The organism is Pseudomonas sp. CC120222-01a (assembly GCF_003097235.1).
In the GTDB taxonomy this organism is placed as follows: Bacteria; Pseudomonadota; Gammaproteobacteria; order Pseudomonadales; family Pseudomonadaceae; genus Aquipseudomonas.
In genome coordinates this window covers 29,279-42,806 of record NZ_QEQQ01000025.1, presented here as the reverse complement: position 1 = coordinate 42,806, position 13,528 = coordinate 29,279, and the positions used below count along the sequence as shown (strand labels likewise).

General features: G+C 63.5%; 14 protein-coding genes. 5 read left to right on the top strand and 9 right to left on the bottom strand.

The window, feature by feature from the left end:
* Nucleotides 1-241: 241 nt before the first annotated feature.
* Nucleotides 242-2,869 carry a phosphoenolpyruvate carboxylase gene (ppc, locus tag N430_RS24445; protein ID WP_110639379.1) on the bottom strand — a complete coding sequence of 876 codons (2,628 nt, stop codon included), beginning with the start codon at nucleotides 2,867-2,869 and terminating at the stop codon, nucleotides 242-244.
* Nucleotides 2,870-3,038: 169 nt separating this feature from the next.
* On the opposite strand from ppc, the gene N430_RS24440 reads away from it, so the two are divergent.
* From N430_RS24440 to N430_RS24420, 5 genes are all read left to right on the top strand, one after another.
* Entirely contained in the window at nucleotides 3,039-3,383 is a 345-nt protein-coding gene (locus tag N430_RS24440) for a pilin assembly protein (RefSeq protein ID WP_110639380.1), read from the top strand.
* A gap of 268 nt (nucleotides 3,384-3,651) precedes the next feature.
* Complete coding sequence (locus tag N430_RS24435) at nucleotides 3,652-4,065, top strand: DUF4398 domain-containing protein (RefSeq protein WP_110639381.1); 414 nt, start codon at nucleotides 3,652-3,654, stop codon at nucleotides 4,063-4,065.
* Between the two features lie 50 nt (nucleotides 4,066-4,115).
* On the top strand, nucleotides 4,116-4,907 hold the full coding sequence (locus N430_RS24430; RefSeq protein WP_110639382.1) for an OmpA family protein: 792 nt from the start codon (nucleotides 4,116-4,118) through the stop codon (nucleotides 4,905-4,907).
* A 138-nt stretch (nucleotides 4,908-5,045) separates the two neighbouring features.
* Nucleotides 5,046-5,330 (top strand): type II toxin-antitoxin system Phd/YefM family antitoxin, encoded by a 285-nt coding sequence (locus tag N430_RS24425; RefSeq protein ID WP_110639383.1) that lies wholly within the window; start codon nucleotides 5,046-5,048, stop codon nucleotides 5,328-5,330.
* Entirely contained in the window at nucleotides 5,284-5,601 is a 318-nt protein-coding gene (locus N430_RS24420) for a type II toxin-antitoxin system RelE/ParE family toxin (protein ID WP_110639384.1), read from the top strand. The genes N430_RS24425 and N430_RS24420 overlap by 47 nt, the downstream gene beginning before the upstream one ends.
* Nucleotides 5,602-5,604: 3 nt before the next feature.
* Here the strand turns inward: N430_RS24420 and N430_RS24415 are convergent, their stop codons facing one another.
* The 8 genes from N430_RS24415 to wspR form a co-directional block, all read right to left on the bottom strand.
* Nucleotides 5,605-5,931 carry a hypothetical protein gene (locus N430_RS24415; protein ID WP_110639385.1) on the bottom strand — a complete coding sequence of 109 codons (327 nt, stop codon included), beginning with the start codon at nucleotides 5,929-5,931 and terminating at the stop codon, nucleotides 5,605-5,607.
* The gene (locus N430_RS24410; protein ID WP_110639386.1) at nucleotides 5,928-6,851 is read right to left on the bottom strand and encodes an alpha/beta hydrolase; all 924 of its coding nucleotides are present in this window, start codon (nucleotides 6,849-6,851) and stop codon (nucleotides 5,928-5,930) included. The genes N430_RS24415 and N430_RS24410 overlap by 4 nt, the downstream gene beginning before the upstream one ends.
* On the bottom strand, nucleotides 6,823-8,100 hold the full coding sequence (locus N430_RS24405) for a flavohemoglobin expression-modulating QEGLA motif protein (RefSeq protein WP_110639387.1): 1,278 nt from the start codon (nucleotides 8,098-8,100) through the stop codon (nucleotides 6,823-6,825). Before N430_RS24405 ends, N430_RS24410 begins: the two co-directional genes overlap by 29 nt.
* Nucleotides 8,101-8,235: 135 nt before the next feature.
* Complete coding sequence (locus tag N430_RS24400) at nucleotides 8,236-8,784, bottom strand: hypothetical protein (RefSeq protein WP_110639388.1); 549 nt, start codon at nucleotides 8,782-8,784, stop codon at nucleotides 8,236-8,238.
* A 29-nt stretch (nucleotides 8,785-8,813) separates the two neighbouring features.
* The gene (locus N430_RS24395; protein ID WP_110639389.1) at nucleotides 8,814-9,518 is read right to left on the bottom strand and encodes a TetR/AcrR family transcriptional regulator; all 705 of its coding nucleotides are present in this window, start codon (nucleotides 9,516-9,518) and stop codon (nucleotides 8,814-8,816) included.
* A 191-nt stretch (nucleotides 9,519-9,709) separates the two neighbouring features.
* Nucleotides 9,710-11,212, bottom strand: coding sequence for a lysine--tRNA ligase (gene lysS, locus N430_RS24390; RefSeq protein ID WP_110639390.1), 1,503 nt, complete (start codon nucleotides 11,210-11,212; stop codon nucleotides 9,710-9,712).
* A gap of 93 nt (nucleotides 11,213-11,305) precedes the next feature.
* Nucleotides 11,306-12,401, bottom strand: a protein-coding gene (gene prfB / locus N430_RS24385) for a peptide chain release factor 2 (protein ID WP_103445435.1) whose coding sequence is annotated in 2 segments (ribosomal slippage) — nucleotides 11,306-12,328 and nucleotides 12,330-12,401 — 1,095 coding nt in all. Because the reading frame shifts where the segments join, the coding sequence is not laid out codon by codon here.
* A 92-nt stretch (nucleotides 12,402-12,493) separates the two neighbouring features.
* On the bottom strand, nucleotides 12,494-13,498 hold the full coding sequence (wspR, locus tag N430_RS24380; protein WP_110639391.1) for a Wsp signal transduction system regulator diguanylate cyclase WspR: 1,005 nt from the start codon (nucleotides 13,496-13,498) through the stop codon (nucleotides 12,494-12,496).
* Between the last annotated feature and the right edge of the window lie 30 nt (nucleotides 13,499-13,528).

Genomic DNA, 13,528 nt, shown 5'->3' with positions numbered 1-13,528 from the left:
TTTTTTATGAAATTCAATGGATTCGGCAATCGAGGCCAAGTCCGGAAAATCGGGTATGACCATAAATCGGTCAGAAGGCTGCTCAAGATACACAGCGCCCGGCAGCCAGACAAGCGTCCCAAAGTTGCAGCATTGCGTCATTTGTATGCAAAACCGAAGGGGGTTGCGCCCGGCGCAACCACCCTCCTCGCCCCGTTTCGGCCGATTCCCTGTCAACAGGAAAGGGCCGCAACGGCAGGCCTCAACCGGTGTTGCGCAGGCCCGCGGCAATCCCTGCCACGGTCACCAGCAAGGCCTGCTCCAACGGGCTGTCCAGAGCGGCTTCGCGGCTGCGCGAACGGGCCAGCAGCTCGGCCTGCAGGCGGTGCAGCGGGTCCAGGTAGGTATTGCGCAGGCTGATGAATTCCAGGGTCTCGGGGCTGTGCGCCAGTAGCACCGGCTGCCCGGTCAGGCCCAGCACCACCTGGCACGACTGCGACAATAGGTCGCGCAGGTGCGCACCTAAAGGAAGCAAGCCCGGTTGCACCAGACGTTGGTCGTAGGCCTCGGCGATTTGTGCATCGGCCTTGGCCAGGACCATTTCCAGCATGTCGATGCGGGTGCGGAAGAATGGCCACTGCTCGCGCATCTGCGCCAACAGCTCGCCCTGGCCTCGCGCCAGGGCATTGCTCAGGGCGGTTTCCCAGCCCAGCCAGGCCGGCAGCATCAGGCGTGTCTGGGTCCAGCCGAAGATCCACGGAATTGCTCGCAGGCTTTCGATGCCTCCGGCACGACGCTTGGCCGGGCGGCTGCCCAGCGGCAGACGGCCCAGCTCCTGCTCGGGGGTGGACTGCCGGAAGTATTCGACGAAGTCAGGGTTCTCCCGCACCACGCCCCGATAGGCCTTGAGGCCATCGGCCGCCAGCTGGTCCATCAGTGCGCGCCAGGCGGGTTCTGGAGGTGGCGGCGGCAGCAAGGTGGCCTCAAGCACGGCGGCCAGGTAAAGGTTGAGGTTCTGCTCGGCAATGCCCGGCAAGCCGAACTTGAAGCGGATCATCTCGCCCTGTTCGGTGGTGCGGAAGCGCCCTGCCACCGACCCTGGTGGCTGCGACAGGATCGCCGCATGGGCCGGGCCGCCGCCACGGCCGACCGTACCACCGCGGCCATGGAACAGCAGCAGCTCGACCTGATGCTCGCGGCAGATGCGCACCAGGTTTTCCTGGGCGCGGTACTGGGCCCAGGCCGCGGCCGTGGTGCCCGCATCCTTGGCCGAGTCGGAATAGCCGATCATCACTTCCTGCGGCCCGCGCAAGCTGGCACGGTAGCCCGGCAGGCCAAGCAGGCGCTCCATCACCGGTCCGGCGTTGTCCAGGTCGGCCAGGGTTTCGAACAGTGGCACCACGCGCATTGGCCGGGTCAGGCCGGCTTCCTTGAGCAGCAGTTGCACGGCCAGCACATCGGAGGCTGCACCCGCCATCGAGATCACGTAGGAGCCCAGCGAGGCGCCCGGCGCCGCAGCGATCTCGCGGCAGGTGGCCAGCACTTCCGCGGTCTCTGCCTGGGGTTTGAAGTGCGCCGGCAGCAGCGGCCGACGGTTCTTCAGTTCAGCCTGGAGGAAGGCGATGCGCTGTTCTTCGTCCCAGTCGGCATAACTGCCCAGGCCCAGGTAATCGGTGATCTCCGCCAGCGCATCACGATGCCGGGCGGCGTCCTGGCGCACATCCAGGCGACCGAGGAACAGGCCGAAGGTGACCGCCCGGCGCAGGCTGTCGAGCAGCGGGCCATCGGCAATCACACCCATGCCGCACTCATGCAGCGACTGATAGCACAGTTCCAGCGGCGCGATCAGGTCGCGGTTGTCCACCAACACCTCGGCACTGGCCGGCTGGTTGCTGGTCAAGGCGAGCTGGGCCCAGGCGCGGGTCGCCCGCAGGCGGTCACGCAACTGCTTGAGCAACGCCCGGTACGGCTCCGCACTGTCGCCAACGCGTTCACGCAAGGCACTGCTGGCCTGCTGCATGGACAACTCGGCCGCCAGCGCATCGACATCGCGCAGGAACAGGTCGGCGGCCATCCAGCGGGCCAGCAGCAGCACCTCACGGGTCACGGCGGCAGTGACATTGGGGTTGCCGTCACGGTCGCCGCCCATCCACGAGGCGAAGCGAATGGGTGCGGCTTCCAGCGGCAGGCGCAGGCCGGTGGCGTCGAACAGCGCCTTGTCGACCTTGCGCAGGTGGTTGGGAATGGCATGCCACAGCGAATGTTCGATCACCGCGAAGCCCCATTTGGCCTCGTCCACCGGGGTTGGCCGGGTGCGGCGGATTTCTTCGGTGTGCCAGGCTTCGGCGATCAGCCGGCGCAGGCGCTCACGCACCTGCTCGCGCTCGGCGGACGTCAGATCGCGATGGTCCTGCACGGCCAGCTGGCCGGCGATGGCATCGTATTTCTGGATCAACGTACGCCGCGCCACTTCGGTCGGGTGCGCGGTCAGCACCAGCTGGATATCGAGCTTGGCCAACTGCCGGGCCAGGGCGTCATCCTTGTGCCCGGCCTGTTTCAGGCGCGCCAGCAGTTCGGGCAAGACCCGCGCCTCGAACGGCTCTGGCTGGCCGGCATCGCGACGGCGGATCAGCTGGTACTGCTCGGCCATGTTGGCCAGGTTGAGGAACTGGTTGAAGGCTCGCGCCACCGGCAGCAGGTCTTCTTCGGCAAGGTCGGCCAGGGTCGAGCTCAACTGCTCGCCAGCACTGCGGCGGTCGGCCTTGGCACTGTGGCGGATGTCCTCGATCTTCTGCAGGAACGCATCACCGTACTGCTGGCTAATGGTCTCGCCGAGCAACTCCCCCAACACATGGACATCTTCACGCAGGCGCACATCGATATCAGTCATTGGCCCTCTCTTCGGCGCGGCTCGCCGCACTCTGCTCAGGAAACAGCACTGGCCCAAGAGTGCCCACTGCCGGGGCGCGATGGCAAGCCGCGATCGCGCAAAGCAAACTAAAGTTAAGGCAGCGCAGTCCGATGCACTGCAGCCTTTACTGGCGATCACAGAGGTCATCATGAAAATCCGCGAACTCGCCCAGCACTGGGAACAGAATGCCGCTGGCACCCTGAGCCCCACCGGCCACGCCTTGCACCTGGACCTTGAGTCCGAGGCACGCCTGGCCGCCCTGATCGACATGTACCCCAAGCGCACCGCCGAGGAATTGCTCGGCGAACTGGTCGCCGCCGCGCTGGAAGAGATAGAAGCCAGCTTCCCTTACGTGCAGGGCCACAAGGTCATCGCCACTGACGAGGAAGGCGACCCGCTGTTCGAAGACGTCGGCCCCACCCCGCGCTTTCTGGCGCTGTCACGGCGCCATCTGCATGACCTCAGCAACACCGGCGACGACAGCGGTAACTGAACGCGCAACACGATATTCCGGGCCTGCAACAGGCCCGGAACCACTCCAGGCATCGAAAGTTCCGGGCAAAACTCGCTGACCGATCAGTCAGAAAAAAATAGCCGAAATGAGCATTTTTTCTGAACCATTCAAAAAACGCTCAAGTCCCAGCCAATAGCCATCACGCTAAAACCCTGCACTCCTGCCATGTGCATCGTTGAGCGCAAGCGCAATGTCAGGGATTGAGCGATGGACTGCTACGGACATCGTCGTAATCAGGAGTGATCCAATGGAACTGACCACCATCAACACCCGCACCGCAAAACCCACATCCAGCCACGTGCGCGGGTTGAAGCTGGCTGCGCTGGCCCTGGGCAGTAGCCTGGTCCTGGCCGGCTGTGCTGGCAACCCGCCTACCGAGCAGTACGCCGTTACCCAGTCCGCGGTGAATTCCGCCGTCAGTGCCGGTGGCACCGAGTTCGCTGCCGTGGAAATGAAAGCGGCCCAGGACAAGTTCAAGCAGGCGGAAATCGCCATGCACGACAAGAAGTATGACGAGGCCAAACGCCTGGCCGAGCAGGCCGAGTGGGACGCCCGCGTTGCCGAGCGCAAGGCCCAGGCAGCCAAGGCCCAGAAGGCCGTGCAGGATGCCCGCCAGGGCGTTCAGGACGTGCGTCAGGAAGGCCTGCGCAGCGCTCAGTGAGCGCCGCCACGCCAACCCTAGCCTTCGCAACTGATCAAAGGATGAACACTATGCGCAATTACGTCATGATTCCCGCCCTCCTGGCCCTGAGCGTCGGCCTCGCTGCCTGCTCCCACGACCCTAACCCCAACCTGGAGTCGGCCCGCACCAACTTCTCGGCGCTGCAGAGCGACCCGCAGTCGAGCAAGGTTGCCGCACTCGAGACCAAGGATGCCCAGGACTGGCTGAACAAGGCCGACAAGGCCTTCATGGACCGTGAAAACACCCAGAAGGTCGACCAGCTGGCCTACCTGACCAACCAGCGTGTCGAAGTGGCCAAGGAAACCATCGCCCTGCGTACCGCCGAAAACGAGCTGAAGAACGCCTCGGCCCAGCGCGCCCAGGCCAAGCTCGATGCCCGCGACGCGCAGATCGCCAAGCTGCAGGAAAGCCTCAACGCCAAGCAGACCGACCGCGGTACCTTGGTGACCTTCGGTGACGTGCTGTTCGACTTCAACAAGGCCACCCTCAAGAGCAACGCCTACCCGAACATCACCAAGCTGGCCCAGTTCCTTCAGGAGAACCCTGAGCGCAAGGTGATCGTCGAGGGTTACACCGACAGCGTCGGCTCGGCCAACTACAACCAGGGCCTGTCCGAACGCCGTGCCGCCAGCGTGCGTGCGGCGCTGGTACGTGCAGGCGTAGACCCGGCACGCGTCGTCGCCCAGGGCTATGGCAAGGAATACCCGGTGGCGGACAACGGCAGCAACTCGGGCCGTGCGCAGAACCGTCGGGTGGAGGTGACCATTTCCAATGACAACCAGCCGGTGGCACCGCGTTCGGTGAGCCAGATTCAGCAGTAAGGCTGCCGAAGAAACTGGAACCCCGCCTCAATGGCGGGGTTTTTCGTACATGTACGCTGACAAAAGCACCTTTAAAAGCACTCTTGCAAGCACTAGACTTGCAGCTGCCAATAACCGAATTAATGGGTTGATACAACTGTGACCTACCCCGTCCTCGCCGATCTGGCAGCATCGATCACCGACCTTAAGAAAGACCCCATGGGCACCATCCGCGAGGCTGCCGGTGAAACCGTGGTCATCCTCAATCGCAACGAACCAGCGTTCTATGCCGTACCACCCGAGCGCTACGAAGCGATGATGGAGCTGATCGACGACATGCATCTGGCTGAGCTTGTCCGCCAACGACGTGGAGGGCCCACCGTAAGAGTGGATATCGATGAGCTCATTGCCGAAGCCGAAGGCAGCAAAAAGCTACGACCTTGAATTCGATGTGAGGGCAAGGAAGGAGTTCGGAAAGCTGGATGGCTCGTTGCAGCTCCAGTTTGCAAGAAAACTGAAGGAGCGGCTTGCACAGCCGAGGGTGGAGAAAGACAAACTCTCCGGTATGGCTGATTGCTACAAGATCAAACTGAGGTCTGCCGGCTATCGACTGGTTTACCGTGTAGTCGATCACCGTGTGGTTGTGATTGTCATAGCCGTAGGCAAGCGAGAACGAAGCGCAGCCTATGATGCAGCCCGCTCCCGCCTGATTTGAACTTCACTGCACCTGCTGCGGCGTCTCCTGCCCCATGCAGCGCACCGCGCGCTTGCGGTTGTCCACCAGCACACCGGTCAGGCCTTTCTGCTCGGTATCGAACAACACCAGCACGCCATCCACACACTGCGCCACCTGCGGCGCCGGGTCGAGGGAGACCTTGTAGTCCTCGCCAGGAATCGTCTTGAGCATGGTGAAGTCCTGCAGCAGCAGCGCATCCTCGGGTTTGGCGAAATGCAGGTAGCCGTAGTACCAGAGGGCTCCCACCGTCACGATGATGCTGCCGACACCGGTCAGGATCAGCGGGATGGCGTTGCGTTCTTCACTCATTGCTTGTTCTTCTCGTCAGGGTAGTTGGGCACTTCGGCAAGCCGCCGCAGGCCGTTGAAATGGCTGGGGTCATCGAGGAAGCGCAGCATCACCTGGCGCCACACCGGGTCGGCGAAGGTCTGCACGTGCCCCCCACGGGTCAGCTGCAGCACCCGCGGTGGCGGTGCGTGCTGGTACAGGCGAATGCCGTTGTCCATCGGCACCAGCTGGTCGTCGATGCTGTGGAAGAACAGCTTCGGCGGGCTGCTCAGCTGTTCGATCGAATGGATTGCACTGTCGCCGTCCGGCACCAGCCAGGACAGCGGCACCTGCAGCGGCCAGGTCATCCACGAGGTACTCAGGGCGTAACGGCCGACCGCACGGTAACTCGCTGGCACACCGTCGAACACCAGGGCGCTGAAGCGCTGGCGCTGCTCGGGGTGCTGCGCCAGGTAGTGGATCGCCATCGCCCCGCCGAGGCTCTGGCCAAGCAGCACCAGGGGCTTGCCCTTGACCTCGGGGGCCTGGGCCAGCCACGCCATGGCTGCGTCGATGTCCTGATAGACCTCGGGCAAGCTTGGCGTGCCCTCGGACAGGCCATAGCCGCGGTAATCGATCATCAGCACCTGATAGCCCTGCTCCGGCAGCCAGTAGCTGCCGCCAAGATGCCCCGGCAGATTGCCGCCGTTGCCATGCAGGTGCAGCACCGTCCCCTTGACCTCGACACCCGCCTTGGCCGGCAACCACCATCCGTGCAGGCGCAGGCCATCTGCGGTGGTGAGGCTGATATCGCGGTATTCCAGCTTGGCCCTTGCGGGGGTGAACGGCTCGCCGGGTTCCGGGTAGAACAACAGGCTGCTGCAACCGCCCAACCCGAGCAGGAGCATGCCCAGGACCAGCAGGCGGCAGCGCTCAGAGAATGTTCGCGTAGTCGGCTTCAATGCGATCCAGGCTCAAGTGGTTGAGGAAGTTGGAGAAGCACATCCAGGCCGACAGCGCGTTGAGGTCGCGGAACTGCTCCGGCAGGTACTTGGGCGGCTCCACCAGCCCCTCCTCGACCAGCTGGCGCAGGGTGCGCATGTCTTCCAGGGTGGTCTTGCCGCAGAACAGCAGCGGAATCTGTTCGAGCTTGCCCTTCTTCACGGCCAACTGAATGTAGTTGTAAACCATGATGAAACCCTTGAGGTAGGACAAGTCCTTGGTGAATGGCAGGCCATTGGGCACCGAGCCACGGAACACCCGGCTGGCGTTGCTGTAGCTCTGCGCCATCTCGAAGCCCTGCTCGCGGAAGAAGTCGAACACCTGCAGGAAATCGGCACCCTCCTCGACCATGTGGATGGCGCGGGTGCGGTTGGTCAGCTTGCGCAGGCGGCTGGGGTAGGAGGCGAAGGCGATCACTTCCATGAGGATCGCCAGGCCTTCCTGGGTCACTGTCGACGAGGGCGGGCCCTTGGCCAGGAAGGTGCAGATCGGCTGGTTCAGGCCGTTTAGCGTGGTCCCCACGTGCACCAGGCCTTCATGCACCTCCAGCGCACGCACGTCGCGGTTGTTGAACATGGCATCGGCGCGCACCTTGATGTAGTCGGCACCGGCGGCGGCGTCGGCGACGATACCGTCCGACTCGAACACGCGGATGGTTTCCTCGGCCTCGCCGAACACCTTGTTCAGGCGGCGCTGGAGGATGTCCACGGCCTCCTTGGCGGTGAGGTTCTTCGGCTCGTCCTTGAGGTCGCCGCGCCCGTCGATGTTGTTCAGGTAGTCCGAGAGCATCAGCCCCAGGTCGGCCAGGGTCGGGTCACCGGCGTGGAAGGCATCGGAGGCCGCGCCGTACAGCTCCTGGGAGATCAGCCCGAAGTCTTCGGTACCGCGGGCTTCGAGCATGCGCACGACCATGCGGTACTCACGGCACATGCGCTTCATGATCTGCCCGACCGGGTTGAACTGGCCGAGCTGGCGAATGATGTCGCGCTCGATGGCCTGGAACTCGGCCTTCACCGCGCTGGAGTCGAACGCCAGGGGGCGGGCCAGGTAGTACTCGCGGTCAACGGCAGGCGGCTCCTTGCCCTTGGCCTTGAGAAAGCCCTGGCGAATGTTGTCGTCCCATTTCACCGCGTCCAGGACCCGGATCGGGGTCTGCGCCGCGACGATGCGATCGGACAGGGCGCGGATGGTTTGCTGGTATTCGTCCACCGGGGACTCCTTTCTAGAACAAGATACCTGTGCTGGCCTCTTCGCGGCTAAAGCCGCTCCCACAGGGATACCACAAGCTTCAGGCCTGGCGCTGTACCTGTGGGAGCGGCTTTAGCCGCGAAGAAGCCGACACGGTCATTTGCCAGAGCGCTGGAAGCGCGCCACTTCGACGAACAGGTCGGAGTTGGCCGGGTCATCCAGATAGGCGAGCACGCGCGGCGACGGGCTGTCGATCAGCACGCCCTGTTCGTTTTCTTGCGCAACCTCGGTACTGCGCCCGCTCAGTTCCTTCTTCTCGACCGCCTGCTGCACCTGCTCGACGTCGAGGTTGTAGACCACCAATTCCTTGCCATCGACGATGTCGAAGCCGCCAATCAGGAAGTTGCCGCCCAGGCGCTTGGGCACGCCGGCCGACAGGTACCAGCGGTTGCCATGACGCGAGACGGTGAAGGTGTATTCCTCCGGCGCCTTGCCTTTGGCCGTGGCTACCGCCTTGTAGGCATCACCGCCACTGCGGCTGATGGTCAGCTTCAGCGGTTCGCCCCACGCGTCCTTGCTGCTCCATTTGCCGAGCAATGCCTTGGGCGCCGCCTGGTTGCTCGGCAGCGGCTCATGAAAGGTCACCAGACAACCGCCCAGCAGGAGGAATGACAACGTCAACAACACCACACGCCAGGCTTTCATCAGGTTCTCCTTGAAAGTTCGGTCTCAGCTCAGGCCGATGCCAGCACCAAGTGCAGGTAACGGGTAAGCATAGCGAGCATCTGCCCATCGGCTTGCGCATCGGCATCCTTGAGCAGGCCCTGATATTCCATCTGCTCGATAATCGCCGTCAACATTTGGGCGTCCTGTTCCGGTTGCTGCGAGCCGACCACCTGCAGCAGCTGACGGGCACCATGCAGCAGAATCTGCTCATGCGCGCACACAAGCTCCGCCAGGCGCGGGCACAGCAGGGCCTCCTGGCGGAAGGCCTGCTCGGCCATCATGAAATCGCGGCGATTGAGCAACTGGCGCTGGACATAGTCGGCGGTCATACGGGCGATTTCGTCGGCCAGTCGCGCCCGCGACTGCACGCTGCCATCACCCTGGGCCAGCAGCTGGCGCAGGACCACCTCGGTGTTGGCCCAAAGCTTGGCCATGTAGGCAGCGCTGCGCTCGACATACTGGGCGAAGGTATCGGTGAGCAGGTCTTCGATGTCCTTGAAGTAGTAAGTGGTGGCCGACAGCGGCACACCCGCCTCGGCGGCCACCGCACGGTGGCGCACGCCACGCACGCCATCGCGCACGACGATGCGCATGGCGGCGTCGAGGATCAGCTGGCGGCGCTGTTCGCTGCCTTGACGGGCGGTCTTGCGACCCTGGTACTGCACGCTCTCGGCGACGGCGGTGGCAATGCCGGCGGCGCCTTGTTGGGCCATTGCGGGTGTCACAGTGGTTACCTCATGGTTCGAGTCATCTGTTGCCTGTACCGGCCCTATCGCGGCTGAAGCCGCTCCTACAGGACATCGGATGCCTGTAGGAGCGGCTTCAGCCGCGATAGGGCCGGTACAGACAACATAAAGCTTCAGGCAAGAAAAAGCCGCCCCGAAAGGCGGCTTGTTCAGTTCACTCAGGCCTGTGGGCGCATGTGCGGGAACAGGATCACGTCGCGAATGGACGGCGAGTTGGTCAGCAGCATCACCAGGCGGTCGATGCCGATGCCTTCACCGGCAGTCGGCGGCATGCCGTACTCCAGGGCGCGAACGAAGTCGGCGTCGTAGTGCATGGCTTCGTCGTCACCGGCGTCCTTCTCGGCCACCTGGGCCAGGAAGCGCTCGGCCTGGTCTTCGGCATCGTTGAGCTCGGAGTAGGCGTTGGCGATCTCGCGGCCACCGATGAACAGCTCGAAGCGGTCGGTCACGGCCGGGTTTTCGTCGTTACGACGGGCCAGCGGCGATACTTCGAACGGGTACTCGGTGATGAAGTGCGGCTGCTCCAGCTTGTGCTCGACCAGCTCTTCGAAAATCATAACCTGCAGCTTGCCCAGGCCTTCGTGGCCCAGCACCTTGGCGCCGGCCTTCTTGGCGATGTCGCGGGCACGGTCGACGTCCTGCAGGTCGGCAGCAGTCAGCTCCGGGTTGTACTTGAGGATCGAGTCGAATACCGACAGGCGCGCGAACGGCTCGCCGAAGTGGAACACCTTGTCGCCATACGGGACATCGGTGGTGCCCAGTACCAGCAGCGCCAGCTCGCGGAACAGTTCCTCGGTGAGGTCCATGTTGTCGCGGTAGTCGGCGTAGGCCTGGTAGAACTCGAGCATGGTGAATTCAGGGTTGTGACGAGTCGAAACGCCTTCGTTACGGAAGTTGCGGTTGATCTCGAACACTTTTTCAAAGCCACCGACCACCAGGCGCTTGAGGTACAGCTCCGGCGCGATACGCAGGAACATGGCCATGTCCAGGGCATTGTGGTGGGTTTCGAACGGCTTGGCCGCGGCGCCGCCAGGGATGGTCTGCAGCATCGGCGTCTCGACTTCGAGGAAGTCGCGCTCGATGAGGAACTTGCGGATGTGCGAGATCACCTGCGAACGCACACGGAAGGTGTGGCGGGTTTCTTCGTTGACCATCAGGTCGACGTAGCGCTGGCGGTAGCGCTGTTCGGTGTCGGTCAGGCCGTGGTGCTTGTCCGGCAGCGGGCGCAGCGACTTGGTCAGCAGGCGCACGTTGGTCATCTCGACGTACAGGTCACCCTTGCCGGAACGGGCCAGGGTGCCTTCGGCGCTGATGATGTCGCCCAGGTCCCAGGTCTTGACCGCGGCCAGGGTTTCTTCCGGCAGGGTCTTGCGGTTGACGTAGACCTGGATACGGCCGGTCATGTCCTGGATGACCATGAACGAGCCACGGTTGAGCATGATGCGGCCGGCAACCTTGACCGGGATCGCGGCTGCTTCCAGCTCTTCCTTGGTCTTGTCCGCGTACTGTTTCTGCAGGTCGTTGCAGTAGCTGTCGCGACGGAAGTCGTTGGGGAAGGCGTTGCCCTTGGCGCGTTCTGCGGCAAGTTTTTCCTTGCGCAGGGCGATCAGGGCGTTTTCTTCCTGTTGCAGGTCTTGCGATTCGGTCTTGAGGTCGCTCATGTCGTCATTCTTTCCATCAGGTATTCGTTGCCCTTTTCGGGCAGGGCACGCGCTACCGGCGGGTAGCCAGGCAGCGCGGCGGTGGTGTGCGGCTTACAGGCCCTGCTTGAGGCTCGCTTCCAGGTACTGGTCGATGTCGCCGTCCAGCACCTTGTTGCAGTCGCTGCGCTCGACGCCGGTCCGCAGGTCCTTGATGCGCGAGTCATCCAGCACGTAGGAACGGATCTGGTGGCCCCAGCCGATGTCCGACTTGCTGTCTTCCAGCGCCTGGGAGGCGGCGTTGCGCTTCTGCATTTCCAGCTCGTACAACTTGGCCCGCAGCATTTTCATGGCGGTGTCCTTGTTGGCGTGCTGGGAGCGTTCGTTCTGGCAAGCCACCACGGTGTTGGTCGGTACGTGGGTGATACGCACCGCCGAGTCGGTGGTGTTCACGTGCTGACCACCGGCACCGGAGGAGCGGTAGGTGTCGATGCGCAAGTCGGACGGGTTGATCTCGATCTCGACCTTGTCGTCGATCTCGGGGGACACGAACACCGCCGAGAACGAGGTGTGGCGACGCGCGCCGGAGTCGAACGGGCTCTTGCGCACCAGGCGGTGCACGCCGATCTCGGTGCGCAGCCAGCCGAAGGCGTACTCGCCCTTGATGTGCACGGTGGCGCCTTTGATACCGGCGACTTCACCTTCGGACAGTTCGATGATGGTGGCGTCGAAGCCACGCTTGTCGGCCCAGCGCAGGTACATGCGCAGCAGGATGTTGGCCCAGTCCTGCGCCTCGGTACCGCCGGAGCCGGCCTGGATGTCCAGATAGGCGTTGTTCATGTCCATCTCGCCGCTGAACATGCGACGGAACTCAAGCTGGGCCAGGGATTCTTCCAAGGCCTGCAGCTCGGTCTCGACATCGCTCACAGCGCCTTCGTCACCTTCCTCGACAGCCATGTCGAGCAGGTCCTTGCAGTCGGCAAGGCCGTTGGCCATCTTGTCCAGGGTCTCTACGACCTGCGCCAGCATGGCACGCTCGCGGCCCAGGGCCTGGGCGTACTCGGGCTTGTTCCAGACGGCAGCGTCTTCCAGCTCGCGGTTGACTTCGATCAGGCGGTCATGCTTGTGATCGTAGTCAAAGATACCCCCGAATGGACAGGGAACGCTCGGTGAGGTCCTTGATGGTGTTCAGGATTGGTTGGATTTCCATGGGCGGCTGGCTCTCGTGCGAATTCGGTGAAAAGCCCGCGAGTATAACCCATCCAAAGAACGGCGGCAGCCCGTTGGGCAGCCGCATCGGCCTCAGGCAATCCCGACCTGGTTGCGCCCGTTGTTCTTGGCCAGGTACAGCCCCTTGTCCGCCGCCGAAATCAGCTGCCGGCAATGGCTGCCGATGGCCGGCGTCAGGGTCGCCAGGCCGATGCTCACGGTCAGGTGCGAGTCGGCAGTTGGCGCGCTGTGCGCGATGTTCAGGCCGAGCACGGTCTGGCGCAGTTTTTCTGCGACCAGGCGTGCGCCGCCGGGCGAGGTGTTGGGCAGCACCAGGGCGAACTCCTCGCCACCGTAGCGGGCCGGCAGGTCGGTCGGCCGCGAGCAGGAACCGCGAATGGCTTCGGCCACCTGGCGCAACGCCTCGTCGCCGGCCAGGTGGCCGAAGCTGTCGTTGAACACCTTGAAGTAATCGACATCGATCATCAGCAACGACAATTGCTGCTGCTCACGCATGGCCCGGCGCCATTCCAGCTCCAGGTACTCGTCGAAGTGACGGCGGTTGGACAAGCCGGTGAGGCCATCGGAGTTCATCAGCCGCTGCAGCATCAGGTTGCTGTCGAGCAGCTGCTGCTGGCTCACGCGCAAGGCGCGGTAGGCTTCGTCGCGCTGCAGCAGGGTCAGGTAGGAGCGCGAGTGGTAGCGGATACGCGCCACCAGCTCGATGGAGTCCGGCAGCTTGACCAGGTAATCGTTGGCCCCGGCGGCGAAGGCCGCGCTCTTGACCAGCGGGTCTTCCTTGGTCGACAGGACGATGATCGGGATGTCCTGGGTGGCCGGGTTGTTGCGGTATTCGCGCACCAGGGTCAGGCCGTCGAGGCCGGGCATGATCAGGTCCTGGAGGATGACCGTGGGCTTGAGGCGCATGGCCTGGGCCACCGCCTGGTGCGGGTCGGCACAGAAGTGGAAATCGATGTTCTCTTCGTGGGCCAGGCCACGTCGCACCGCTTCGCCGATCATCGCCTGATCATCGACCAACAGGACCATTGCCGAATTCTCGTTGGGCGTCGCGAAGCCTTCGATCGGTAGATCAGTCATTCGAATTCACCTGATCACGGCCGTCCATGC